22 protein-coding genes are annotated in these 24,979 nt (G+C 69.5%); 10 read left to right on the forward strand and 12 right to left on the reverse strand.

All coding sequences use genetic code 11. The features are described from left to right. The first annotated feature begins 23 nt into the window (after nucleotides 1-23). The 4 genes from AC5RUP_RS06945 to AC5RUP_RS06960 are packed head-to-tail and all read left to right on the forward strand — an operon-like array spanning nucleotide 24 to nucleotide 4,008. Nucleotides 24-344, forward strand: coding sequence for a 2Fe-2S iron-sulfur cluster-binding protein (locus AC5RUP_RS06945; RefSeq protein ID WP_494002250.1), 321 nt, complete (start codon nucleotides 24-26; stop codon nucleotides 342-344). Nucleotides 345-346: 2 nt separating this feature from the next. Continuing rightward, complete coding sequence (locus AC5RUP_RS06950) at nucleotides 347-1,657, forward strand: NAD(P)/FAD-dependent oxidoreductase (protein WP_494155011.1); 1,311 nt, start codon at nucleotides 347-349, stop codon at nucleotides 1,655-1,657. A 39-nt stretch (nucleotides 1,658-1,696) separates the two neighbouring features. Beyond that, nucleotides 1,697-2,467, forward strand: coding sequence for an HD domain-containing protein (locus AC5RUP_RS06955; protein WP_494158395.1), 771 nt, complete (start codon nucleotides 1,697-1,699; stop codon nucleotides 2,465-2,467). Then, nucleotides 2,464-4,008: an aldehyde dehydrogenase family protein gene (locus tag AC5RUP_RS06960; RefSeq protein ID WP_494158396.1), complete on the forward strand. Its 1,545-nt coding sequence runs from the start codon at nucleotides 2,464-2,466 to the stop codon at nucleotides 4,006-4,008. Before AC5RUP_RS06955 ends, AC5RUP_RS06960 begins: the two co-directional genes overlap by 4 nt. 36 nt (nucleotides 4,009-4,044) lie before the next feature. Here the strand turns inward: AC5RUP_RS06960 and AC5RUP_RS06965 are convergent, their stop codons facing one another. Both AC5RUP_RS06965 and AC5RUP_RS06970 read right to left on the reverse strand, forming a co-directional pair. Then, the gene (locus tag AC5RUP_RS06965) at nucleotides 4,045-5,064 is read right to left on the reverse strand and encodes a glycosyltransferase family 4 protein (protein WP_494154443.1); all 1,020 of its coding nucleotides are present in this window, start codon (nucleotides 5,062-5,064) and stop codon (nucleotides 4,045-4,047) included. A 160-nt stretch (nucleotides 5,065-5,224) separates the two neighbouring features. Then, complete coding sequence (locus AC5RUP_RS06970; RefSeq protein WP_494154447.1) at nucleotides 5,225-7,372, reverse strand: amylo-alpha-1,6-glucosidase; 2,148 nt, start codon at nucleotides 7,370-7,372, stop codon at nucleotides 5,225-5,227. Nucleotides 7,373-7,743: 371 nt separating this feature from the next. Here AC5RUP_RS06970 and AC5RUP_RS06975 point away from each other — a divergent pair, with 371 nt between their 5' ends. The 3 genes from AC5RUP_RS06975 to AC5RUP_RS06985 all read left to right on the forward strand — a co-directional run bounded on the left by AC5RUP_RS06975 (nucleotide 7,744) and on the right by AC5RUP_RS06985 (nucleotide 8,798). After that, a complete protein-coding gene (locus tag AC5RUP_RS06975; protein WP_494154444.1) occupies nucleotides 7,744-8,097 on the forward strand; it encodes a DMT family transporter in 354 nt (117 codons plus the stop codon). Continuing rightward, the gene (locus AC5RUP_RS06980; RefSeq protein WP_494154445.1) at nucleotides 8,097-8,414 is read left to right on the forward strand and encodes a DMT family transporter; all 318 of its coding nucleotides are present in this window, start codon (nucleotides 8,097-8,099) and stop codon (nucleotides 8,412-8,414) included. Before AC5RUP_RS06975 ends, AC5RUP_RS06980 begins: the two co-directional genes overlap by 1 nt. Before the next feature lie 75 nt (nucleotides 8,415-8,489). Then, the gene (locus AC5RUP_RS06985) at nucleotides 8,490-8,798 is read left to right on the forward strand and encodes a hypothetical protein (RefSeq protein WP_494154446.1); all 309 of its coding nucleotides are present in this window, start codon (nucleotides 8,490-8,492) and stop codon (nucleotides 8,796-8,798) included. A 25-nt stretch (nucleotides 8,799-8,823) separates the two neighbouring features. On the opposite strand, the gene AC5RUP_RS06990 is transcribed toward AC5RUP_RS06985, so the two are convergent. Both AC5RUP_RS06990 and AC5RUP_RS06995 read right to left on the reverse strand, forming a co-directional pair. Next, a complete protein-coding gene (locus tag AC5RUP_RS06990) occupies nucleotides 8,824-9,678 on the reverse strand; it encodes a TspO-related membrane protein (protein WP_494158397.1) in 855 nt (284 codons plus the stop codon). A gap of 26 nt (nucleotides 9,679-9,704) precedes the next feature. Next, entirely contained in the window at nucleotides 9,705-10,364 is a 660-nt protein-coding gene (locus AC5RUP_RS06995; RefSeq protein ID WP_494092136.1) for a DedA family protein, read from the reverse strand. A gap of 46 nt (nucleotides 10,365-10,410) precedes the next feature. Here AC5RUP_RS06995 and AC5RUP_RS07000 point away from each other — a divergent pair, with 46 nt between their 5' ends. Further along, a complete protein-coding gene (locus tag AC5RUP_RS07000; RefSeq protein WP_494154010.1) occupies nucleotides 10,411-10,932 on the forward strand; it encodes an O-acetyl-ADP-ribose deacetylase in 522 nt (173 codons plus the stop codon). Here the strand turns inward: AC5RUP_RS07000 and AC5RUP_RS07005 are convergent. The 3 genes from AC5RUP_RS07005 to AC5RUP_RS07015 all read right to left on the reverse strand — a co-directional run bounded on the left by AC5RUP_RS07005 (nucleotide 10,929) and on the right by AC5RUP_RS07015 (nucleotide 13,496). Next, entirely contained in the window at nucleotides 10,929-11,810 is an 882-nt protein-coding gene (locus tag AC5RUP_RS07005) for an FRG domain-containing protein (protein WP_494154011.1), read from the reverse strand. The two genes, AC5RUP_RS07000 and AC5RUP_RS07005, sit on opposite strands and share 4 nt — an antisense overlap. Then, nucleotides 11,810-12,553 carry an MBL fold metallo-hydrolase gene (locus AC5RUP_RS07010; protein WP_494154012.1) on the reverse strand — a complete coding sequence of 248 codons (744 nt, stop codon included), beginning with the start codon at nucleotides 12,551-12,553 and terminating at the stop codon, nucleotides 11,810-11,812. Before AC5RUP_RS07010 ends, AC5RUP_RS07005 begins: the two co-directional genes overlap by 1 nt. A 61-nt stretch (nucleotides 12,554-12,614) precedes the next feature. After that, nucleotides 12,615-13,496 carry a manganese catalase gene (locus AC5RUP_RS07015; RefSeq protein ID WP_494154013.1) on the reverse strand — a complete coding sequence of 294 codons (882 nt, stop codon included), beginning with the start codon at nucleotides 13,494-13,496 and terminating at the stop codon, nucleotides 12,615-12,617. A 274-nt stretch (nucleotides 13,497-13,770) separates the two neighbouring features. Here AC5RUP_RS07015 and AC5RUP_RS07020 point away from each other — a divergent pair, with 274 nt between their 5' ends. Beyond that, nucleotides 13,771-14,124 (forward strand): hypothetical protein, encoded by a 354-nt coding sequence (locus AC5RUP_RS07020; protein WP_494154014.1) that lies wholly within the window; start codon nucleotides 13,771-13,773, stop codon nucleotides 14,122-14,124. On the opposite strand, the gene AC5RUP_RS07025 is transcribed toward AC5RUP_RS07020, so the two are convergent. Continuing rightward, on the reverse strand, nucleotides 14,121-15,164 hold the full coding sequence (locus AC5RUP_RS07025) for an SDR family NAD(P)-dependent oxidoreductase (RefSeq protein WP_494154015.1): 1,044 nt from the start codon (nucleotides 15,162-15,164) through the stop codon (nucleotides 14,121-14,123). The genes AC5RUP_RS07020 and AC5RUP_RS07025 overlap by 4 nt on opposite strands. Nucleotides 15,165-15,492: 328 nt before the next feature. Between AC5RUP_RS07025 and AC5RUP_RS07030 the strand changes: the two genes are divergently transcribed. Continuing rightward, nucleotides 15,493-15,972 (forward strand): DUF4383 domain-containing protein, encoded by a 480-nt coding sequence (locus AC5RUP_RS07030; protein ID WP_494154016.1) that lies wholly within the window; start codon nucleotides 15,493-15,495, stop codon nucleotides 15,970-15,972. A 22-nt stretch (nucleotides 15,973-15,994) separates the two neighbouring features. Here AC5RUP_RS07030 and AC5RUP_RS07035 read toward each other — a convergent pair whose 3' ends face one another. The 4 genes from AC5RUP_RS07035 to AC5RUP_RS07050 form a co-directional block, all read right to left on the reverse strand. Continuing rightward, nucleotides 15,995-16,972, reverse strand: a complete 978-nt coding sequence (locus AC5RUP_RS07035) for an RluA family pseudouridine synthase (protein ID WP_494154017.1) — start codon at nucleotides 16,970-16,972, stop codon at nucleotides 15,995-15,997. Nucleotides 16,973-17,022: 50 nt separating this feature from the next. Continuing rightward, on the reverse strand, nucleotides 17,023-18,975 hold the full coding sequence (locus AC5RUP_RS07040) for a DUF6541 family protein (RefSeq protein ID WP_494154018.1): 1,953 nt from the start codon (nucleotides 18,973-18,975) through the stop codon (nucleotides 17,023-17,025). Nucleotides 18,976-19,158: 183 nt separating this feature from the next. Next, nucleotides 19,159-19,947, reverse strand: a complete 789-nt coding sequence (locus AC5RUP_RS07045) for an Fpg/Nei family DNA glycosylase (protein ID WP_494158398.1) — start codon at nucleotides 19,945-19,947, stop codon at nucleotides 19,159-19,161. Next, a complete protein-coding gene (locus AC5RUP_RS07050) occupies nucleotides 19,940-24,928 on the reverse strand; it encodes an Lhr family helicase (RefSeq protein ID WP_494158399.1) in 4,989 nt (1,662 codons plus the stop codon). Before AC5RUP_RS07050 ends, AC5RUP_RS07045 begins: the two co-directional genes overlap by 8 nt. Between the last annotated feature and the right edge of the window lie 51 nt (nucleotides 24,929-24,979).

The raw sequence follows: 24,979 nt of genomic DNA on the forward strand, positions 1-24,979 counted from the left end.
ACCACTGCAACCCAAGGAGAACCATGCCTACGGTACATTTCACCGACGCTGAAGGCGCCGTCCGCGACGTCGAAGGCAACCCCGGCGACTCGGTCATGGAAACCGCGGTGCGCAACGGCGTGCCGGGCATCGTCGCCGAATGCGGCGGCTCGCTGTCCTGCGCCACCTGCCACGTGTTCGTCCGCGAGGACACCATGGACCAGCTTCCGGAGATGGAAGACATGGAGGACGAAATGCTCTACGGAACGGCGGTGGACCGCCAGGAAAATTCCCGCCTGTCCTGCCAGCTCAAGCTGGCCGAGGGCCAGGACGTGTACGTCACTACCCCGGAAACGCAGATCTGATCATGGAAACCACCACCACAACGACGACGGCGGCCCCCGCCCCGGCGGCGGACGGTGCCGTGCAAACCGGGCTGCTGATCATCGGCGCGAGCCAGTCGGGAGTCCAGTTGGCCGTTTCGCTGCGGGCGCTCGGCTTCACGGAGCACATCACGCTGCTGGGCGAGGAGAACCACCGGCCCTACCAGCGCCCGGCCCTGTCCAAGGAGTTCCTGCAGGGCACGGTGGAGAGCGAATCGCTGATCTTCCGGTCGAACCAGTACTGGGAGGACCACAACGTGGCCCTGGTCAAGGGCGAGCGGATCGAGCGGATCGAGAAGGAAGCGGACGGTTCCGGGGTGGCCCACGCTGCCTCCGGGGCACAGTTCCCGTTCCGCCGGCTGGCGCTGACCGTGGGCGCCCGTGCGCGCAAACTACAGGTCCCCGGCGCCGACCTGGACGGGGTGGTCTACCTGCGCAACGCCGACGACGCCCTGGCGCTGAAGGCCCAGCTGGAGGGCGTGCGTGACGCGGTGGTGATCGGCGGCGGCTTCATCGGGCTGGAGGCTGCGTCCAGCCTGCACAAGATGGGCAAGAACGTCACCGTGCTCGAGTACGGGCCGCGGCTGATCGGCCGGGCCGTGGGCGAAGAAACCAGCGACTACTTCCTCACGGCGCACCGTGAACGCGGCCTCGACATCCGGCTGAATTCCCGCATCCGGGAACTGGTGCCCGCGGACGGCGGGGGCACGGTGGGCGGCGTTGGCCTCGAAGACGGCACCGTGGTCGCCGCCCAGCTGGTGCTGGTCGGCATCGGCGTCGTGCCCAACACCGAGCTCGCCGAGCAGCTGGGCCTGGAGGTGGACAACGGCATTGTGGTCGACCGGCACGCGCTGGCCTCCGACGGAACCACGGTGGCGGTGGGCGACGTGGCCAACATGCCCAACCCGCTGCCCGGCTCGCCGGAGGGCGAGCGGATCCGGCTGGAAAGCGTGAACAACGCGATCGAACACGCCAAGGTCGCCGCCTACTCCCTGATGGGCCGGCGGGAGGACTACGCCGGGATCCCGTGGTTCTGGTCGAACCAGGCGGACCTGAAGCTGCAGATCGCCGGCCTGACGCTGGGCTACGACCGGACCGTTGTCCGCCGTGACGACGAGCGCGGCAAGTTCTCCGTCCTCTACTACCGCGACGGCCGGATCATCGCCGCCGACTGCGTGAACGCCCCGCTGGACTTCATGGCGGTCAAAAACGCCCTGGCCAAGGGCCAGAACATCCCCGCGGACGCGGCGGCCGACCCCGCCGTCGTCCTCAAGACCATCGCGACGGACGACTGACTGCCCGCCGTGCGGCCGCACGACAAGGAGACCCACCCCATGAGCACCCCCGAGACACAGACCCCGGAGGCCGCGGGCCAAACCCCAACGTGGGCCGCCGGCGGCCAACCCGACCCCGCCGAGGATCCGCGCGCCGCCGCCTTCGCGGCCGCCCACCCCGTGCGGCCGCTGCCGGCCACCGGCGCCATCGACACCTCGCCCATCGCCACCACCCCGGCGGCCGCCGCCGACCTGGACCCGATCTGGCAGGCCGTGGTGCCGGAGACACGCACCCGCGCCAACGACATCCACCTGCCGATTTCGCTGGCCTTCGCCGAGCGGCTGTGCCGGGCATACCCGCAAGCCGACGCGGAACTGGTCCGGGTGGCCGTCCTGCTGCACGACACCGGCTGGGCGCACGTGGACGAGGAACGGATCCTTTCCGAGGGATTCACCGGCGACTGGCGCAAGGCGGCCATCCGCTTCGAGCACGAGGCCGAGGGCTGCAAGGTGGCACGCACGGTGCTGCCCGGCCTCGGGTATTCGGAGGAGTTCGTCGACCGCGTCTGCGAGATCATCGACGGCCATGACACCCGCCACGTGCCGTACTCGCTGGAGGACGCCCTGGTCCGGGACTCGGACCGGCTGTGGCGGTTCGACCACGCCGGCATCGCGGTGGCCGCGACCTGGTTCGGCATGACGCCGGCCGTCTACACCGACCGGCTCGGCGCCGAGATCATTCCGGAACTGATCACCGAGGCGGCCCTCGCCATGGGAACGGCCGACCTGGAGCGTTCCAGGGCCCTGCTGAAGACAGGAGTCATCCGATGACTACCACCCCCGGCACCACCACCCCCGCACCGGGGGGAGCACCGGCGTCGTCCGCCCCGCCCGCGCTCGCCGCGCGCGCAGCGTTGCACCTGCCCTACACCCACGTCGACGACGTCTTCATCGACGGCGCCTGGGTCCCCGCGCGCGGCACCGGGCGCAATCCCGTGACCGACCCGGCCACCGGCGACGTCTGGGGGTCTGTGCCGGACGGTACTCCCGAAGACGTGGACGCCGCCGTGGCCGCGGCGCGGCGGGCCTTCGACTCCGGCCCGTGGCCGACGCTGGCGCCGTCCGAACGCGCGGCGTACCTGCTGCGGATTGCCGACGAAGTCGAGAAGCGGTCCGACGAGCTCTCGCTGACCAACACCCGCGAAAACGGTTCGCCGGTCTCCGAGTCGTCCCGGGCCGCCGGCAACGCCGCGGGAATCTTCCGATACTTCGCCACCCTGGCTGGCTATCTGGAACACGAAGACGTGCGCCCGTTCCCGCACGGTGGCGGCGAATCCGTGGTGCGTCGGGACCCGGTAGGGGTGTGCGGGCTGATCGCGCCGTGGAACTTCCCGATCAACCTCATGGTGATCAAGCTGGCGCCGGCGCTGCTGGCCGGCTGCACCGTGGTGATGAAACCGGCCTCGCCCACGCCGCTGTCCTTCCGCCTCATCGTGGACGCCGTGGCCGCCGCCGGAGTGCCGGCCGGCGTGGTCAACCTGATCACCGGATCGGGCAGGCTCGGCGACATCCTGGTCAAGCATCCCGGCGTGGACAAGGTCGCCTTCACCGGTTCCACCCCGGTGGGGCGCAAGATCGCCGCCGCCTGCGGCGAGCTGCTGCGTCCCGTCACGCTGGAACTCGGCGGCAAGTCCAGCGCGGTGGTGCTCGAGGACGCCGACCTGGACGAGATGTCGAAGGTGCTGATCCGCTCCAGTATGCGCAACACGGGCCAGACCTGCTACATCTCCAGCCGCATCCTCGCCCCCGCCTCGCGCTATGACCAGGTGGTGGACATGGTGACGGCGACCATCGCTGCCGGCGTCCAGGGCGACCCGCTGGACCCGGCCACCGATTTCGGCCCGTCGGCCACCGAGTTGCAGTACCGGACGGTGCTCGACCACGTGGAGGCGGCCAGGGGCGAGGGAGCCCGGGCCACCACCGGCGGGCGGGCCGCGCGGCTCGGCGGCGGGCTCGAGGGCGGTTACTTCGTGGAGCCCACGGTGTTCGCGGACGTGACACCGGATATGCGCATTGCCCGTGAGGAGGTTTTCGGCCCGGTCCTGGCCGTGATGAAGTACACGGACCTGGACGAAGCCGTGGCGCTGGCGAACGACACCGGGTTCGGGCTGGGCGGACTCGTGTTCGGCCAGGACCAGGACGCGGCGCTCGCCGTGGCCGATCGGATGGACACCGGCTCGGTGGGCATCAATTTCTTCGCCTCCAACCACTCCGCCCCGTTCGGCGGCAGGCACGACTCGGGCCTCGGCACCGAGTACGGGATTGAGGGACTCAACGCCTACGTCAGCTACAAGTCCATCCACCGTCGCTAGGTGTGTCCGGCCGCCGCTAGGCCTGTCCCACCGGCGCTAGCCTTGTCGGGCCAGCAGCCGGGCGTAAAGGTTCAGGTGGTCCGCCGTCATGCGTGCCGCGCTGAAGCGGTCCTCGGCGGCTGCCCGGCAGGCGCGGCGGTCCAGCGCGGCGGCCTGGGGCAGGAGCCTGGCCAACTCCCGATGGTCCGCTGCCAGATGCCCGGTGGCGCCGGGCTCGACGATTTCGGGGGCGGCGCCCCGCGGCGTGGCGACCACGGGGGTCCCGGCGGCCAGGGCCTCGATCATGACGAGGCCGAAAGGCTCGGCCCACTGGAGCGGGTTTAACAGGGCGACCGCCTCGCCCAGCAGCCGGTATTTGTCGCCGCCGGAGACTTCGCCGAGGAACTCCTCATTCGGCCCAAGCATGGGTTCGATGACGTCGTGGAAGTACCGCAGTTCCTCGGGTTCGCGCATCTTGGCGCCGATTTTCAGCGGCATCCCTGCCAGGCGGGAGATCCTGATGGCTTCGGCTACTCCCTTGTCCGGGCACATCCGGCCCAGGAAACAGGCGTACCCGCCCCGGCCCGTGCCCACGGGCACGGCGGCGGTATCGATCCCGTGGTGGATGACGGCGGAGACGTCGAGGCCGCTGCCGGCCACCTGCTGGTGGGAGATCGCAACGAGGGCGACATGCCGTTCCGCGGCGCGGTAGATGCCGGTCAGCTGCGCGGTCAGCCCGGTGTGTATCGTCATGACCCCCGGCACCGAACCCGGCCGGTCCCGGTAGAACGGCCCGGTCAGGGTGTGGTCGTGGATGAGGTCGACGCCGTGGAGCCCCTCATAGGCCCGGATGACGTGGTGGAGCTCCGACGAATTGGTTCCCAGGGCATCTGGGTCGGACGGCTCCGTGCCCGGCACCAGGGGAACGGGGCATATGCTGTCGGCAGCCGCGGCCAGCACCACCTCGTGCCCGGCGTCCACGTAACCGCGGGCGAGGATGTCAACGACCTGTTCGATGCCGCCGTAGCCAACCGGCGGAACCGGAAACCACGGTGGCGCGATCAGCCCGATACGCATCGTCGGCCTTTCCTCCCGGAGCAGCTCCAGCGTACGACAGCGCAGCCGGGGTTGGCGAGGCGCGCAGGTTAGACGCCCGTGGTCCGGCGGAGCGGCGGCCGGTCACCAGCGGCGGGCGGCGCAGCCCGCAAGGGTCGGCCAAGGCGCGCACGGAAGCGGCTCAGCTGTCCCCGGCGAAGCTTTCGGACCCATCCGTGTCCCGGCCGCTGAGCACCAGCAGCTCCGCCAGCGGCGACCGTGAACCGTGGCGCACCCTCACCTCGGGAGCCAGACCCTCCACGGTAAAAGTTTTTCCGGTGGCGGCCAGGGACACGCGGGATTTCCCGAGCAGCAGGTTGTCCGCGCGGAACGAGCCGAAATCTGCCGGAATCTCGGGATCGAGCCACAGCTCATCCGCCGGGAGATAAGGATCCAAACGCAGGAGCATGCGCATCAGCTGGACCGGCGCGGCGGCGGCCCAGGCCTGCGGCGAGCAGGACGTGGGGTACGGTACCGGCACGTCGTATTCACTCCGGTCGAAACCGCAGAACAGTTCGGGCAACCGTCCGTCGAAGTGAACGGCTGCATCAAAGAGCCCGCCGGCCACTCTCCGGGCCTCCTCGACAAACCCGTAGCGCATCAACCCGCTGGCGACCAGGGTGCTGTCATGGGGCCACACGGAACCGTTGTGGTAGCTGACCGGGTTGTAGGCGCCCATGTCCGATGCCAGCGTCCGGATCCCCCAGCCCGTGAACATCTCGGGGGACATGAGCCGGGCGGCCACTTGCGGTGCCTTGTCGTCGTCGACGATGCCCGACCACAGACAATGCCCCATGTTGGAAGTGCAGGCGTCCACAGGCCGCTTTTTCCCGTCCAAGGCCACGGCGTAGTAGCCCAGGTCGGGAAGCCAAAAGCGCTCGTTGAACTCCTCCTTCAGCCTTGCCGCGCGGCGCCCCCACTCCGCGGCCAGGTCCTGATCACCGGCCGCGGCGGCGAGCAGTCCGCGGCCAATGTAGGCGCTGTAGACATACCCCTGAACCTCGCACAGGGCGATCGGCGGCTCGGCCATCCGCCCGTCGGCGAAGTTGATGCCGTCCCAGGAATCTTTCCAGCCCTGGTTGAGCAGGCCGTGGGGAACGGCACGGTTGTATTCCACAAAACCGTCACCGTCCCGGTCCCCGAAGTTCCGGATCCAGTCCAGCGCCCGGTCAGCGTGCGGCAGCAGCGACTGCAGGATGTCCTGCTCCATGCCCCAGCGGTTCAACTCCGACATCAGGACGACGAAGAGGGGAGTCGCGTCCGCGGTCCCGTAGTACGCCGCGTGGTCGCCGAGAACTACTCCGGCAGCCACGCCCAGGCGCACCTCGTGCAGAATCCGCCCGGGCTCCTCTTCAGTATCGGGATTGATTTTCTTGCCCTGCCGGGCGGCGAGCGTCTGCAGCGTCCCGCGTGCCAGCGAGGGGTCGACGGGCAGCGCCATGTAGGCGGACAGGAGCGAGTCCCGGCCGAAGAGCGCCATGAACCAGGGGGCCCCGGCGGCGACCACGGCGCGTCCCGGATGGGCGGGGTCGAAGATCCGCAACGCACCGAGGTCCTCGTGGCTTCGCCGCAGCACCGCCTCGATGTCGGTATTGGCAATGTCCAGCTGCGGCGTCGATTCCCCCCAGGCCCGGTGACGGCGTGCCGCTTCCAAGTCGGCGACGGAGCCGGTGGCGGCGAACGGCTCGGCGGGACGGTCCTGTTCCACCAATGGAGTGACGATGACGCTCGTGGACCACTTCCCGCGCGCCGGGATGGTTGCCGCGAAGTGGAGCACGTCCTCGTTCACTGCTGCGCCGCGCCCGTGCACGAGGATGCCGCGCCGGCGGCCGCGGCGAACTACTTCGAGCTGGAGCTCATCACCGCGGGCCTGCCGGACCAGCTGGATCGCAGGCGCCGCCCGCCCGCCTTTCACGTCAAAGAGGTCGGCAAAGTCGGCTTCCACCCGCAGCTCCAGGACGCACTCCGCCGGCAGGGCCGAGTGGTTGGTCACCACCAGGTCCTCGCGCAGGCCGGCCCCGACGAGCCGTTCGCGTTCGACCACCAACTGGGAGTCGGCCAGCCCGTCCGCTCGGCGGGCCCGCCCGACGAAGAGGGCACGGTACGGCTCCAGCACGCGGGAAAGCAGGGGTTCGAGGGGAAGCTTGTTGACGGTCAGGCACCAGCCGGACAAGATCCGGGTGTCCTGGTAGAAGGCGCCCTGCGTCAGACCGGGATACATGTCGCCTCCGGCCGAGGAGATGCAGAAGGATGAGCCTTCCACCACGGTCACCGCGCCGCCGGCGCTCATCGGCCCGGCCGCGGTATCGGCGTTCCAGCCGCCGCCGGACTGCGCCTGCCCCGGCGGGGCGCCGTCTTGTTGGGGGGAGGATGCAGGGGTGATCGATTGCTTTTCCACAGTTGACTCTCTTGAACTGCGCAGCGGAACCCTGATGCTGAAACCGGATGCCGAAGAGGCTGCTCCGGCGGCCCTCTTCAGCGGTTTCTCTTTATTTGATGTTCTGGCTGATCAGTACGTCAAGATGGCGGCCCCGGAATTCCCGTTCAACCTGCCTTTTGCCGGGCACCCCGGGCACGGCGCCGTCATACCGCCCCGGCGGTCCGTGCTCCGGGCGTGCAATGAACCCCGTAACCTGTTGTGCTGGTGGGGGAGGTTGATAGATGAAGAATTGGTTGTTCCTCGCGGGGGCGATTGTTTGCGAGGTGGCGGCGTCCCTGTCGTTGAAGGCTGCCTTGGATTCGCCGGGGATGTACGCGGTGGTGGTCGCCGGCTATGTCACGTCGTTTGCGCTCCTCGCCGCCGTTCTGCGTGCGGGAGTGCCCGTCGGGGTCGCCTACGGGATCTGGGGTGCGCTCGGCGTTGCCCTCACGGCCGTCCTGGCGGCGGTCCTGTACCAGGAACCGTTGACGGCCTTGATGGTTGCCGGCATGGCGCTCGCCGTCGCGGGAGTGGTGCTCGTGCAATGGGGAGGGCACCGGGCCGCGTCGCGCCGGACAGAACGGGCGCGTACCTGATGGCCTGGGCCTTCCTCGCTGCCGCGATCGTCCTGGAGGTAGCCGCCACGCTCTCGCTGCGGGCCAGCATCGACGGGCACAAGGCCTGGCTGGTGGCCGTCGTGTCCGGCTACCTCGTCGCCTTTACCTGCCTGTCCTTCGCCCTGCGTCACGGGCTGGGAATCGGGATTGCCTACGGCATCTGGACTGCCTGCGGCGTTGCCCTGACGGCGCTGGCCGGTAAGTTCCTCTTCGACGAACCGCTCACCAAGCTGATGGCGGCCGGAATCGTCTGCATCGCCGCAGGCGTGCTGCTGATCGAACTGGGCACGCCCTGACGCCCCGCCCGGTGCAGGGCGGACGTGCCCGATCGACCGCCGGGCCGGTGGCACGGACGCGGCTAAAGTTGAGGGATGCCATCCTTCCGCGCCCAGTTGGAGATCACCGGGCTGCGGCCCGGTAACCGGCCGGAAGCGGTGATGGACGCCGCAACGGCAGCGGTGGGTTCCGCCCACGTGGTGGAAGCACACCAGCTGGACGTGGTGGCCGGCGTCCCACGGATCACCGTCCGCTTCACCGTCGATACCAACGCCTATGCCGTGGAGAACCGCCAGGCGTTGCAGGCCGGAGCCAACATGCGCCACGCGGTTGAAGAAGTCGCCGGCACCGCCGGACTGGCCGTACTGCGCCGCTCACGCGGCAAGTGGGCTCCGGTCCGCTAACGGGGGAGTGCGCCGGCCCCCGAGGTCAATCCAACGGCTCGCCCCGGCGGATGGCGAGGCGCTCGGCATGCCCCACCTGGAATCGGCGGGACATGCCGCACACGAGCACGAAGAACAGGCCGAAGCCGGCCGCCATGGCCACCGGCGCGGACGGCGAATCGCCCAGGAAACGGTCGTAGAGCAGCCAGCCCAGGCCCCAGCAGACTGCCAGCACTACCGCCATCCGGCCGCGGCCGCTCATGGCTGCCACGGCGGCAGCAAAGGACACGGCCGCCACCGCCAGCACGGCCCAGGCCGCGGCGCCCCAGCCAAACAAGTCGGCGCCGCGACCGGTCAGCCAGTCCGCGGCCTGGATGGCCGCTCCCAGCAGGGTCCACCCGGTGAAGAGGCCGATCGGAGCGTCCGCCAAGAGGGCCTCCGCCGGTTCATGGCCGGGGTGGCGGGTCAGTCCGTAGACCGCCCAGCCAAGGGATGCCAGGACCAACAGGGTAAGGGCCAGCGTCAGCCCCGCCTGTCCGGCCTGCGCTGCCAGGACGCTGCCCGCGGTCAGCAGCATCGCCGCCGCAACCGGCCATCCGGTGGAGCGCTGCCGTGCCGACTCGCGCACGGCCGGCCACCACTGGAAGATCGTGTAGCCGAAGAGGCCCAGGTAAATCAGCGACCAGATGTCGGCTGCCCGGGCGTCCAGCGAGAGCAGGGTCCCGTCGGGGGAGGGAGGCCCGCCGCCGGCATCATGGACCGGAGTGCCGCCGAGCAGGCCCACGCTGCTGGCTCCTGCCAGCAGGCACGCGACCAAGGCGACGGTCACCGCGCACTGGCGTGCCAGGTCGGTGGCCAGCATGGATCGAAGCCGGCGGGCCGGGGGCAGGGCGGTATCCATCGAGGGTTCCAAGGAAGGCGCAGTTTTCACTCTGCTCCCAGATCGGCGGAAGGGGATGCGGCGGGACGCGGGACGACGGCGTCGGCAGCGCCCGCGGCACGCAGGTAGGCCCGCCGGCGGAAGCCAATCACCGCCGTGATCACCGAAGCCACCAAGACGCCCACCACCGTCCCGATCAGGATGTTGACCCAAAACGGGAAGGTGGAAACGGTGCCCGCGACGTAGCCCAATCCGATCATCCACGCTGCCCACAGCACCGAACCGGCGGCGGACGCGAGCAGGAACGGCTTGAACGGCACATCCGCCAGCCCGGAGGCCGCAACCGAGGCCGTCCGGCCGCCCGGGATGAAGCGGGCCGCCACCACCGCGGCGTAGGTGGAGGATTCGCCCGCTTTGGTCAGTGCCAGCGTCACCCCCCGGTCGATCATCCGGCCCCAGCTGTAACGGTTAAGCCAGGCGTTGATGCCGCGCTGGAACAGCAGGAAAAGCAGGAGGTCGCCGAGCCAACTGCCCAGCACCGCGGCCAGGATCACCAGCGGCAGGATCAGTTCACCGTTGGCCAGCAGGGTGCCGCCGCCGATCACCATCACTTCCGACGGAGATGCGGGCATCGCGGCGTCGAGAATGACCAGCAGCAGCGTCATGGGGTAATAGACCCACTGCAGCGGCCCCTCGGGAATCTCCATTGGCCCAATCTATCGGGAATACAGGCCCGGTGGCAGACTGGAAAAGATGGAAATCCGCATCCTTGAAGGCGACATCACCCAGCGTCAGGTGGACGCCATAGTAAACGCCGCCAATTCCAGCCTGCTCGGCGGCGGGGGAGTGGACGGGGCCATCCACGCCGCCGCGGGACCGCAACTGCTGGAAGCCTGCCGCCGGCTGCGCGCCACCGAACTGCCGGACGGGCTGCCGCCGGGCCACGCGGCGGCCACCGAAGGCTACTTCCTGCCCGCGAAATGGGTGATCCATACCGTGGGACCCAACCGCCGTGCCGGCCAGACCGACCAGGAGCTGCTGGCCAGTTGCTTCCGGGAATCCCTCCGCGTGGCCGACGGGCTGCGGGCCGAGACGCTGGCGTTCCCGGCGATCGGTGCCGGCGTCTACGGCTGGGACGCGGAGACGGTCGCCCGCCGCGGCATCGGCGAGGTCCTCAAGTACGACGGCGGCGGGCTCCGGGTGGTCGAATTTGTCCTGTTTTCGGCGGGGCTGGCCGAGACCTTCCGCCGCGTCCACGCGGAACTGGGCGGTTAGCCCTTGTCCCGAAGGCCGTAGTAGCGGCGCAGCCACAGCGAAAGACCGTCCAGGCCCGGGAAGAGCACCCGTTCGGTGACATTGGCCTGGTCGAGGTGGTCCCGGATGCGCCACTTGAGCGTCGCCGGGATGATGATCTTGCGGTAGATCCCGGGATGGCGCCCCAGCCATTCGTCCAGGCCCGCCGATGAGTCCGACATGGTGGAGAAGATTGCCGCCTGGTTCACGATCCGCTCGTCCAGCGACGGCGGTTCGAAGAACAAGGGCACGCTTCGCCCGTCCCCGTCCGTGAAACGGTCGAACTCGTCCAGGGTGAAGGCGGCACGGGAGAGAACGTCGGTGGTGAACAGGCCGCCGCCCAGTGACTCGACGGCCGCGCGCAGTTCCTCGGGCAGCGTGCGGTGGGCAGCCGCATAGTCGACGCACCAGACGGCACCGTCCTCGTCGTACCTGCCGGTGTCCCGGGTGGCGAAGTGCAGCGCCACGTAGGGCGAGTGCGACCAGTCCAACAGCCGGGTCGGCAGGCCATGGTGCTGGGCGACGCTCAGCCAATTCCAGTCCGAGTCCCCGGGCGAGGTGTCCCGGTGGGCGTACTTGCGGAAGTTGCGCAGGATGTGCCGTTCCACATCCGTCTCCTGCTGCCCGCGCAGCCGGACCAGCCCGGTGGAAAGATCCCGGGCGGCGGAGGTGTGGCCGCGGTAGGCAACCGTCGGCCTGAACTTCCCCCGCGAGGATTGCCAGCGGCTCTCGGTCAGGCTGGCGATCAGGCCAAACAGGTCGTCGCCGTCCGGACGGACGACGGACTCCTGCCCGCCTCCCGCGGGGGCAGGGCCGTTTCCGGCCTCGCCTCCCGCGGGGGCAGAGCCGTTTCCGGCCATCAGGACGGTCCGCGCTCGATGGCCTGCTGCACCGCCGAAGCGATGCCGCCGCCGAACGGCTCCCCGTGGCCCGGGAGGGCGATTCGTGCCTCGGTCTGCGCCAAGGCCTGGAGCGACTGGAGTGCTTGCCGGGTGTCCGCGGTGGCAGCGGCAGCTACTATGTGCGGGCCGCGGGCGCCGGTATACGGGTCGAGGGTGACCAGCGCGTCGCCGGTGATCAAGGCCCCGCGCTCGGGGAAGTGCAAGGCGCAGTGCCCGGCCGTGTGTCCTGGAGTGGGCACAACCGTAGGTGCGCCGGGCAGCGTTGCGGCGGCACCGTCGTCGAGCGTCCGCAGGTCCGTGACACCCTTGACCATGAGCGCGCCGGCTGCCGTCATCCGGCTCAGGATGGGAATGCTCCGGGGGTACTTGACGGGATAGAGCAGGCGGTTCTTCTCATGCTTGTACCGGTACGGGTGGGCGGCGATGTAATAGTCGCCGGGATGGCAGTACACCGGGACGTCGAGGTCGTGCTGCAACCGGGCGGCGAACCCCACATGATCGAAATGGGCGTGCGTCAGCACCAGTGCACTGATGTCGCGGGGCGATCGGCCCAGCTCCCGGATGGCTGCCACGGTCATTTTCCACATCGCCGGCAGCCCGGCGTCGACCAGCATGATCCTGTCGCCGTCCTCCACGATGTAGAGGTTCACATCGGCATGGGCGACGCGATGGATGTTTTCGGCGACGTTGCGTTGAAACATATCTGCCTTTCGGAGTCAGAGCATCCCCGCGGCGCTGCCGGTCGCGGGGATGAGTGGCGTGCTATTCCTTGCGCAGCTTGTCCTGGACTGCCCCGGCGGTCTTCTCCACCAGGTTGGGAAGTTCCGTGGTCCCGTAGAAGCGTGCGTCCGGGTGGGTCGGCTTCGGCATCGGGGCGGTGGTGGTGGGGCCGTCATGGTAGGTGAACTCGCCCTTGCCGTCGGGGGAAGCCCCGCTGGCCCAGGAACCTTGTGCCGCGGCGGCCCCGTCGGAGAAGTTCTGGTACTGGTAGGCCACGTCCCGGTTCTCTTTGGACAGCGAGAAGTTGCTCGGCACCGGCAGGGTCTCGGACCCCTCTTCCTGAAGTTCCCGTGCCGCGGCGATCCACTGGTTCTGGTGCATGGTGTCCCGGGCGAGCAGGAAGGAGAGCATATCGCGCACGCCGTGGTCGTCCGTCATGTGGTAGAGCCGGGCTACCTGCAGGCGGCCCTGCATCTCGGCGTTCGCGTTGGAGGTGAAGTCCGCGAGCAAGTTGCCGCTGGCGGTGATGTAGCTGCCGGACCAGGGGTTTCCGTTGCTGTCCACCGGGCGGGCGCCCGCGCCTGCGACGATGGCCTGCTGGACATCGGTTCCGCCCACCACCGCGGCGATCGTCGGATCAGACTGGACCGCTTCGTCGGTGATGCCGAGCGGGGCTTTCTCGAGCAGCTGCGCAATCATCTTGGCCAGCATCTCCACGTGGCCGAACTCCTCCGCGGCAATGCCGAAGAGCAGGTCCTTGTACTTGCCGGGGATGTGAATGTTCCACGCCTGGAAGCTGTACTGCATGGCGACCGTGATCTCGCCATACTGTCCGCCCAGGACCTCCTGGAGTTTCCTGGCGTAGACGGCGTCCGGCTTGTCCGGTTCGGCCTTGTACTGAAGCTCTTGTTTGTGGAAAAACATGTGCGGCGACCTCCGCTAGAAGGCCCGCCGTCGTGACTGCCAACTCATCGGTCCGGGTTGGCCACGTGCGGGCCGGTTGCATTTCCACGCTAAGCACGCCGGATTTAATAAGCAACCTTAGTGGCCGGCGGCGGAGTGCCCGGACTTCGATTGGGACCAGTCCTTCGGCAGCAGGCGGGTCGTGGCGGCGAAGCGTGGATTTTCATAGTCCCCTGCGGCACAATTGCCGCAGGCCCACCGCCCAGATACACTCCGACGGCGAGAGGTGTTCCGTATGCACCCGGCAGGTTTGGCCGTCGCCCACGGCGTGTTCAATGTGGCCTTCGGGGTATGGCCGCTCCTGCACTACCGCAGCTTCGAAGCGGTTACCGGGCCGAAGGCCGAGCGTTGGCTGGTCAAGACTGTCGGCGGCCTGATGATGGCGGCGGGGCATGCTCAGATCAGGGGTGCCGGGACTTCCGACGGCCTGGCCGCCGCCCGGCGGATCGGCATGGGGGCGGCTGCCACCTTTGCGGCCGTCGACGTTTTCACCGCGGTGCCCGGGCGCATCAGCAGGATCTATCTTCTCGACGCCGTGGTCGAAGTCTGTTGGCTGGCCGCTTGGGCGCGTTCCGGACGCTTCGGCTAGGAGCGTCGCCGCTTGCGGGTTCCCAAGAGCCCGGCGTGCGGGTGCCGCCGGTTCCGGGCACTTCGGTAAGCGGCCACCGCCAGGCCTGCCAGTCCTCCGGCCATCACCCGGGCACGTCCCGAACGCCAGTTCCCGCTGACCTCGTTCGACGGCGGATCCGGGGCGAAAACCGTCCCAGCCGACGGCGCGACGCCCTTTCCCCGAAGCGCCAGCGTGTCCATGAGCGGTCCCGATACACGGTCGTGCAAGCCAGGGAACCAGTGCTGGAACGGAATGAAGACGTGCTGGAGCCGGCCCACCACCACCTGGCGGCGGGGCTTCGACGCCATCCGGGCGATGGCCCTGGCCACCCGGTACGGGCTGACGACCGGGGGGAGGGGATGGACACCGCGACCGGTGTAATTGGCCGCATGCTGGAAGATCGGCGTGTCGACGGTGGCGGGCAGGACGGTGCACACGTGGATGTCCTTCTCGTCCAGCAGCTCCTGCCGGAGGGCGTTGGCCAGCCCCAGCAGCCCCGACTTGCCGGCCACGTACGCGGACACGTAGGGCGTGCTGATCTTCGAGTAGACCGAGCCGACGAGGATCAGAACTCCCCGCCGCTGCCGTCGGAACTGCGGCAGCACGGCGCGGATGCTGTCGGCCTGGCCCAGCAGGTTCGTCTCGACCACCTTCCGGAACACGTCGGCCGGTGTTTGTTCGAACGTCCCGTAGCCATAAACGGACGCAGCTCCGATCCACACGTCGATCCGTCCGAACCGGTCCAGCGCGGCTTGGACCAGCCTCTCGGAGCCGCCCTCCTCCGTGATGTCGGTGGGCACCGCGATGGCCTGTGCCCCCAGCCTTGAGCACTCGGCCGCCACCTCGTCGAGGCTGGAGGCGCTGCGCGCCGCCAGCACCAGGGCAGCTCCGCGCTTGGCCAGGATCCGGGCCGTCGCCCTGCCGATTCCGCTGGAGGCTCCGGTGATCACGGTGACCGGGGCCGTGGCCCGATCGCTGGCCCGATCGCTGGCCCGGCCGCGGGACGGTTGCTTTGCCACTGCTCCTCCTCGGCTAACCCTCCGGCGGACGTGGCATCAGCGTAGACCGCGGCACCGGGCGGGGCTAGGCGGCGGAGGGGGCAACCACAGCCGCCGGGCTTTTCCAGCACTCTGCCGGGCCGGGGCCGCCGGCCGGCAGGGGTTGCCGCACCGGGCTATATCCGCAGCATAGGCAGCGGATTATCCGCAGGAAAGGCAGCGAAATTCGGTCGGGGCTGGCTGCGGGGGTTAACTAGTAAGCAAGCTTATTGTAGAGTGGCTTGATCAGGGTCCATATCGAACGGCGCCGGGGCACGCACCTGCCAAGGCGTCAGAGGGGAAGATCGCCATGGCAAGAGAAGGCAACGTCCAGGCCCGAAGCACCGGGCGGACCCCGCTCCAAACGGCAGCAATGGTCTTCGGTGCCGTTTTTCTGTTGATCGGGCTCCTGGGCTTCATCCCGGGAATCACCTCGAACTATGACCAGATGTCATTTGCGGGACACGAGTCCGAAGCCATGTTGCTGGGCGTGTTCCAAGTATCGATTCTGCACAACATCGTCCACCTCCTGTACGGCGTGGCGGCGTTCGCGCTCGCGAGGACTGTTTCCGGTGCCCGGAACTTCTTCATCTGGGGTGGCGCGGTCTACCTGGTCCTCTGGCTGTACGGCCTGTTCATCGATCAGCAGAGCGCAGCCAACTTCGTGCCGCTCAACACCGCAGACAACTGGCTGCACTTCGTCCTGGGCGTGGTCATGATCGCCCTGGGCCTGCTGCTGGACCGCCGGCGGGACACCAGCGCGCGCGGAACCGCTGCCGGCCGCGCCTGATGCGGCCGCAGCCCGAGGCTAGCTAGGCCCGCAGGGCTGAGGCCAAGGCGCCGCCGGCAGCAATTGCTCCGGCGGCGCTTTCTGCTGCCCCTTCGGATGGCGCTGCCCACTCGGACAGTTCCAGTTGGCTGCGGTATTCCACCGGTCGCCCGCTGATCGGGTCGGTGAAGGAGATGCCGCGGGCCAGTAATTGCAGGGGACGCTCGAAGTCGTCAGGAGCCTGGTCCAGCAGCACCGGGTAGAACGGGTCGTGCAGGATGCCGATACCCAGCGACGCCAGGTGCACGCGCAGTTGGTGCGTCTTCCCGGTGTGCGGTTCCAGTTTGTAGCGGCCCAGCCGTCCGCGCTGTTCCAGCAACTCGATCCGGGTCTCCGCGTTGGGTTCTCCCTGGACGACCTCGGCCAGCAGGTAGGTGCGGGACTTGACCATGCGGTTTCGCACCGTGTGCGGGAACTGCAGCCGCGGATCCAGCGGTGCTACGGCCTCGTACTCTTTTTGCACTTGGCGCTTCTCGAAGAGCACCTGGTATTTGCCGCGGGTCGCCGGGTTGGTGGAGAACAGCAGGACACCGGCAGTGAGCCGGTCCAGCCGGTGCATGGGAATCAGATCCGGGATGTCCAGTTGGCGTCGGAGCCGGACCAGCGCCGACTCCTGGATGTAGGTGCCACCGGGGGTGGTCGGAAGGAAATGGGGCTTGTCCACCACCAGGATGTTCGCGTCCTGGTGGAGAATGTTGATCTCCACCGGCAGCCGCTTCTCCCGCGGCAAGGTCCGGTAGTACCAAATGAAAGTGTGGGCATCCAGCGGGGTGGTCCGGTCCAGCACGGCTCCGCCTTCGCCGACGATCTCTCCGCGGTCGAAGCGGTCCCTGATGCCGTCGGGATCCACATGGCCCCACCGATGCAGCATGTAATCCAGCGCCGTTTGCCACGGCCCCTGCCCGGGGAGGCGCAGGCGGGTGGCATTGACACCGTCGCGCACCGGTAGCGGGGATTCCATCACCCATCAAGGGTACCGGGTGGCACCACCCGCAACCGCAACGGCAACGGTCAGGGACAGCCGGTGACCCGGTAGAGCTTGGCTTCGCCTTCGGAGTCCACCAGCTCGAAGCCGTTGGCCTCGGTCAGCTCCTGCAGGCCCGGCACCGAGGTTCTCTCGCCGGGGTGCACCGAGTGGTCTCCAAAGTCGAGCACGAACTGCACGTTCTGTGCCTCGACGGCGGCGCACACCGCCGGATCCGTCTTCATCTGATCCAGCTTGTCCATGATGAGCTTGCCGTCCACCCGCGGCGACGTGATTCCCGACGGGACCAGCGCGGGCCGCCCGGCGTAGGCGTAGGACAGCGAGGCTCCGGTCAGCGGGTTGCCGGCGATGACCGCGTCTTCCGGAACGTGGGCGGGGATCCGCTTGATCAGCGCGAGTTCGTCCGCGGTGAGCAGGTGGGAGCTGTCCGTGAACCGGTACTTGGCGGCGGCCTCGGAAATACCCCGCTGCACGGCAAACAGCGGTACCACTGCCAAACTGGCGACCACCAGCAGGCCGGTGGCGGCCGGCCGGAACCACGATGGCTGCTTCTTCTCGCGGCGAACCAGCGTGGCCCGGAAGAAGGAGCGCGCAGTCCCGGCCAGCGCGACGCCGCCGATGGCTGCGATCAGCAGTCCGGCCACCGGAAGCATGGCGCTGATGCGGAAGAAGTCGTTGTACCAGATACCGGTCACCCACCAGCGCAGGCCCGGCATCTGGTGCCAGTTGCCGATCACGTAGAGGGCAGCCGCGATAGCGTACATTGCCAGCGCAAAGCGGTTTTTGCGCAGGTTGAAGACGACCGAGGCGCCCACAATCGTCAGGACCGTCGCCAGGATGGAGATGGGGCGCTCGAGCGGCGAATGCAGCACCACGTCGCCCAGGGCCGCGGCGGCACTGCCCAGGTTGTCCCAGTTGGTGCTGCTGCTGCGGGCGGGTCGGAGCGTCACCCAGAGCGCGGCCAGCACCACCAGATAGGTGGCGGTGCCCGCCAAGGCTCGCCGCCGCCGTCGTTGTTCTCCGGAGCGCAGCGCCGGGTGGGCGGCCGCGAAAACCGGCGGCACCGAGAGCGCCAGCAGTCCCATGATGGTGGCGGGGTGGGACAACGCCATGCCCGGCAACAGCCCGACCAGCAGCAGCACGTTGCCTTCCGTTGACACGCGCGTGTGCACGCCCACCCGGAGCAGTTGAAGCACCACTCCCAGGGCGGCCGGAAGCATGGCGATGGAAAGCATGAAGGGATAGACGACGCCGAACTCCAGCAGCAGGTAGGGGAAGCTGCTGTAGGCGAGCGAGAGCACCGCGGCGACCAGCAGCGGCATGGTGCGTTCACCGGTGATCCGGCTGACCAGGAACAGGCAGCCGCTGCTCCAGATGCCGGTGATCAGCACCAGGTTGGTGATGTTGATGGCGGCCGCGGGCTGCAGCCCGGCGCTGATCATCACCAGGGAGACCACGTCGTGCCAGCCCGCCGGGTAGAAGGTGCCCCGGTCCGTGGTGCCCAGGTAGCCCAGCGTCAGCGAGGAGGCGTTGCCCGAGTCGGAGATGTAGCGCAGCGCGTTGAGGTGGAAGATGTTGTCGTGCGACTGCGCGATGTTGTCCGGCGCGCCGAAGATCCAGATCATGGCGGCCGCCAGCGGCACCGCCGACACGGCCCAGGCCAGCACGACCGACCGCCAGGGCGCCGGCCGGTCGGGGGTTTCGGGATCGCGGTGCAGGCGGTGGCCAACGCCGCGGCGGAGCAGCCAGAGCAGGACGGCCACGAGCACGGTCACGGCCAGCAGCTGCGGCCAGGCCCAATCCAGCCCGAGCAGGCGGCCAAGCTCGGCGGCGACCACGATGGCGGTGACACCGAACGGGCCGGCCAGGGCGACCAGGGACAACCGGCGCAGGCCGAGCACTGCACCCCAGAGCAGGCCGGGTCCGAAGACGAGGACGATGGCCAACAGCGCGGCCGGAATCGTCTGCAGCCAGCTCATGGGCCCCCTTCGTCGGTCATCGTCTCCATATTACGGTTTGTGCCGCCCGGCCGCCGTCGTGGCGGGCCGGAAGGGGCCCTGTGGCAGGCGGAGGGCGGCCCCTAGAACTGGGGCCAAGGGGTCATGTCGGGCGAAGTCCTCGAGGACGGGGGCATGCGGCGGCAAGGGCCCGCGCCCCGCGAATCAGGGAGCCGGCGGCTGGCAGTGCGGGCAGAAGTAGACGTCGCGCTGGTCGGCGTCGGTATTGCCTTGCAGGTCGTGAACAATCGGGGTGCCGCAGCGGCCGCACGGCCGGCCGGCCCGCCCGTAGACCCAGAACGATTCGCGGCGGGCGGGCGACGCGGTGGTGCTGCGGCTGCCGCGATCCTTGTTGACCTCCAGCAGTTGCTTGGACTTCAACACCATGGCCGGGAGATCCGGCACCTGGCCCACCGGGGTGGACGGGTGCACCCGGGCAATGAAACAGACCTCGCACCGGTAGACGTTGCCGATCCCGGCGAGGTTGCGCTGGTCCAGCAGGGCCAGCCCGATCGGACGGTCGGGCTCCTGGCGCAGCCGCCGCAGGGCTTCGTCGGCGTCCCAGTCCGGCCCGAGCAGGTCCGGGCCCAGATGCCCCACCAGCGTGTCCTCGTCGGCGCGCGGCACCACGTCCAGCGCGGCCAGCGCGAAGCCGACCGCCGTCGTCGTGCCGGTGGACAGGATGAGGCGGGCCTGGAAGGCGGGTTTGCGCCAGCGCTCGCCGGGCTGGTAAATCTGCCAGCTGCCGTCCATGCCCAGATGCGAGTGCACCGTCAGCGCGCCGATCCGCATCAGCAGGTGCTTGCCGCGGGAGCGGACTTCGTCCACGGTCTGCCCAACCAGGTCCAGCGTGGCGTAGCGCGGCACCCGAAAGTCGCTGCCGGTGAGCTCTTGCCCGGCCAGCGCCGCATGAAGGCGCCGGGCGGCACGCCAGATGGTGTCCCCTTCAGGCACGGAACCTCAGTCCCCGCGGGGTGGAATAGAAGCCGGCATCCATCAGCGCATGGGCCAGCGGCGTGTCCAGAATGCCGGAGCCATTGACCTTTTCCACGGCCATCTTGTCCGCGGCACCGCGGCGGATCACCTGGACCAGGGCCCGGGCACACAACGCCAGCGCCTCCTCGTCCTCGGTGAAGGCCAGCAGCGTCTTGCCGCCGCGTTCCGCGTACAGGGCAAGCTCTCCGTCCACCAGGACCACCAGCGCGCCCGCCTTGCGGCCGGGCCGGTGGCCGGAATCCTGCGGTGGCCACGGCAGGGCGGCCCCATAGGGGTTGGCCGGGTCGGTCGCCGCCAAGGCGACGGCCGACGGCGTCTGCTCGCCCAGCTGCGCATCGCGGCTGAAGGACCGCAGCCGGTCAACGGTGGGGGAGACCGCGAACTGGGCCGCGCCGAGGTGTTCGATGAAGTAACCGCGGCGGCAGCGGCCGGTTTCCTCCAGTTTGCCCAGCACCTTGTACATCAGCCCGAACCCGCCCGGGATCGACTCGGCAGCCACCGAGCCGCGGGTGACCACGCCGTAGCGGTCCAGCAGCAGTTCGGCGGTGGCATGTGCGCGCACGGTGGGATCGGTCTCCGGCGCCGGCAGCAGCGACCAGCGGCCCGCGACGGTCGGTGGCGCGGTGCCCGGCTGGCCGGGACGCTTGCCGGTACCCGCGCCGGCGCCGCCGGGTTGCAGGCCGGTCCCGTGCAGTCCGGGCAGGCGTCCGAGCCGGCCCAGCCGCGCCGAGCGTGCCCGCGGCGGTGCGTTGCGCTGCCGGTGCGAGGTGGTCCCGCCGGCCAGCAGCGAACGCACCGGGGCGAACGTGTCGTTGCTGATCCGCCCGGCCCACAGCAGGTCCCACAGCGCGCTGCCGACGGCGTTGTCCCCGGGTTGGGTGCCGTTGGCCGCGAGCAGGTCGGTGAGCTGCCGGAAGAAGTAGGCGCCGCCGTAGCCCCCGGTTCCGGAGAGCGCGTTCAGCAGTTCGTATTGCAGCACGCTGGGTTCGAAATCGGGCTGGGGATTCAGCGTCAAGTGCGCGGCGTCGGCCAGATGCAGGCTGATCCAGCCGTCGTTGCCGGGCATCGACCCGGCGCCGGCGATCAGGATTTCCCCGGTGGCGGTCAGCTCGTCCAGCATGGCGGGGGCGTAGTCGCTCACGCGGGACGCCAGGATGAGCGGTTCCCACGCCGACGCCGGGATGGGCACCCCGGACAGCTGGTCCACCACCGTGACCACGCCGTCCAGGCCGCGCAGCTTCGCTCCGACGTTCTGCCAGGTCGGCAGGAACCGGCCATAGGTGGCAGGATCAACCGGCTCGACTTCCTTGCGCAGGGCGGCCAACGACCGGCGGCGGATCTTGCGCAGCACCTCGACGTCGCACCACTCGGCCTGGCGCTGATCCGGCGGGGCCGGAGCAGCCACGCCGGCCGTGCCGTGGGCCCCGCCCTCTTCAGCGGGCGGGGCGCCGCCGGGACGGAACTCGCCTTCGACCACGCGGCCGTCCTTGAGCAACCGCTGCAGCGCGGTATGCACCACGGCGGTGCCCAGGCCCAGCCGCCTGGCACATTCGGCCGCGGTGAACGGCCCATGGGTGCGGGCGTAGCGGCTGACCAGATCGCCGAGCGGGTCGGCCACCGGCTCAATGAACGCCAGCGGCACGCCCACGGGCAGCGGCACGCCAAGGGCATCGCGCAGCCGGGCCGCGTCTTCCACCGCCGCCCAGCGCTCGGTGCCGGCGACGCCCACTTTCAGGGCGCGGTTGGCCCTCGCCAGTTCGGCGACCAAGGGCTCGACGTCGGCAATCCCGACGGGCGCGCCGCCGGCGGGAACCGGTCCCTCGACCGACCCGCCCGCCGAACCATCCGCCGGCGCGTTCACTGGTCCGGTCACCGGCGCGTTCACAGGTCCGGTCACCGGTTCGGCGGGCCGGACGCGGGCGGCGATCTCCGCCGTCGTCAGCGGTCCCAGCAGCCGCAGCAAGTCGGCGATGCCCTCCGCGCCCCGCACCTTGCGGTCCTCGGTCAGCCGCTGCAGCTCCTGCTCGGTCCGGGCGATGATCCCTTCGTCCAGCAGTTCACGCAGTTCGGCCCGGCCGAGCAGGTCGTTGAGCAGGCCCGGGTCCAGCGACAGGGCCGCGGCGCGGCGCTCGGCCAGCGGGGAGTCGCCTTCGTACAGGAAGCTGGCCACGTAGCCGAAGAGCAGCGAGCGGGCGAACGGCGACGGCTGCTGGGTGGTGGTCTCCACCAGGCGCAGCTCCCGACGGTCGATCCCGGCGGCAATCTCCTTGAGCGCGGGCAGGTCGTAAACATCCTGGAGGCATTCGCGCACCGTCTCGAGGATGATCGGGAACGTCGGGTACTTGCGTGCCACATCGAGCAGCTGGGCGGAGCGCTGGCGCTGCTGCCAGAGCGGGCTGCGCTTGCCCGGATTCTTGCGCGGCAAAAGCAGGGCGCGGGCGGCGCATTCGCGGAAGCGGGAGGCGAAGAGCGCGGAACCGCCCACCTCCGCGGTGACGATCTGGTCCAGTTCCTCCGGATCGAAGAGGAACAACTCGGCGCCGGGCGGCTCGTCTTCCATCATCGGCACCCGCAGCACGATTCCGTCGTCGGCGGCCATGGCGGAACCGTCCAGGCCGTACCGCTGATGCAGCCGGGCGCCGACGGCCAGCGCCCAGGGCGCGTGGACGGGCATGCCGAACGGGCTGTGCAGCACCACGCGCCAGTCGCCGAGCTCGTCGTGGAAGCGCTCCACCACCAGGGTGCGGTCGCTGGGAACATCGTTGGTGGCCTGCTGCTGCTCGGCCAGGTAGGCCAGCAGGTTCCCCGCGGCCCAATCGTCCAGCCCGGCGGCGGCCAGCCGCTCGCGTGCCGGCTCCTCGGCCGTGCCGGACACTTCCCGGACGAAGCGGCCCAGCGCCCGCCCGAGCTCCACCGGCCGGCCCAGCGAATCGCCCTTCCAGAACGGCAGCTTGCCCGGCTGCCCGAAAGCGGGGGAGACCAGCACGCGGTCGTAGGTGATGTCTTCGATCCGCCAGCTGGTGGCGCCCAGCGCGAAGACGTCGCCCACCCGGGACTCGTAGACCATTTCTTCGTCCAGCTCGCCCACCCGGCGGCCGCCGCTGTTCTTCGCGTCCTCGGAACCCACCAGGTACACGCCGAACAGCCCGCGGTCCGGGATGGTCCCGCCGGAGGTCACGGCCAGCCGCTGCGCGCCGGGCCGGCCGGTGATGGTCCCGGCGACCCGGTCCCAGATGATGCGCGGGCGCAGTTCGGCGAATTCGTCGCTCGGGTAGCGCCCGGCCAGCAGGTCCAGGGTGGCCTCGTAGGCGGAGCGGGGCAGCGTGGCGAAGGGCGCGGATTTGCGCACGACGTCGAACCATTCCTCCACGTCGACTGCGCCGAGGGCGGTGGCGGCCACGGTCTGCTGGGCGAGGATGTCCAGGGGATTGGCGGGGATATACAAGGGCTCGATCCGGCCGGCGAGCATCCGCTCGACCGTCACCGTGGTGTTGACCAGGTCCTGCCGGTGCTTGGGAAACAGCACGCCTTGGGACACCTCGCCCACCTGGTGCCCGGCCCGGCCTACCCGTTGCAGGCCGCTGGCCACGGATTGCGGGGACTCCACCTGCACCACCAGGTCCACGGCACCCATGTCGATGCCCAGCTCCAGGCTCGAGGTCGCGACCACGCAGCGCAGGCGTCCGGACTTCAGGTCGTCCTCGATCTGCGCGCGCGCCTCCTTGCTGACCGAGCCGTGGTGGGCGCGGGCGAGGACGGCATCCGCGCCGGAGACGGAACCTGCCTGGGCCATGATTTGGGCCGGCGGCTTGGTCTGCGTTCGGGAACCGGAACCCGAACCGGAACCTGAGCCGGGCCCCGGGCCGGGCCCCGGGCCGGACCCCGCACCGGGACCGTTCTCCGCAGCGTCGTCAGGGGCGGCGGTGCCCCAGACGTCCTCATCGGAGAGCGGGAGGGATTCGCGTTCGGTCCAGATTTCGTTGAACCGGGCGGTGAGCCTCTCGGCCAGCCGGCGCGAGTTGGCGAAGACGATGGTGGACCGGTTTTCGGCGATCAGGTCCACGATCTTCTCTTCGACGTGCGGCCAGATGGAGGCCGGTTGCGCGCCGGCGCCCAGTTCCTCCTGGCTGGGCGAGGCCAGCGCCGTCATGTCCTCCACCGGCACCGTGACCGTCAGGTCCCATGACTTGCGGGCGGGAGGCGCGACGATCTCCACCGGGGCGTTGCCGCCCAGGAACCGAGCCACGGTATCCAGCGGCTCGACGGTCGCGGAGAGGCCGATCCGCTGGGCGGGCCGCTCCAGCAGGGCGTCCAGCCGTTCCAGGGTGACCGCCAGGTGGGCACCGCGTTTGGTCCCGGCCACCGCGTGCACTTCATCGATGATCACGGTGTCCACCGACGTCAGGGTTTCCCGCGCCCTGGAGGTCAGCATCAGGAACAGCGATTCCGGCGTCGTGATCAGGATGTCCGGTGGGTGGGTGAGCAGCCGGCGCCGTTCATTGGCCGGGGTGTCTCCGGAACGGACGCCGACGGTGATGGACGGGGCGGGCAGGTCGAGCCGTTTGGCGGTCTGGGTGATGCCGATCAGCGGCGCGCGCAGGTTCCGCTCCACGTCCACACCCAGCGCCTTCAGCGGCGAGATGTACAGCACCCGGGTGCCGCGGGACTCCTCGCGGGCGGCGCGTCCCCGCTTGGGCGCCGCTTCCGGAACAGCGGCGGGAAGTTCGGGCGGCGTCTGCGCCCGGGAGATGAACGTGTCCAGCGCCCAGAGGAAGGCCGCCAGGGTTTTGCCGGAACCCGTAGGCGCCACCACCAGGGCATGGGAGCCGGCGGAAATGGCGTTCCACGCCCCGGCCTGTGCGTTGGTGGGCGCGGCGAAGGCGCCGGCGAACCACTCGCGGGTGGCCGGGCTGAAGCGTTCGAGCACAGACGTCGTCATACCGATGTCTTGAGCCTAGCGGCCGGCACGGACGCTGTGCAGTTCCCGGTG

This window comes from Arthrobacter sp. Y3223151 (assembly GCF_059091125.1).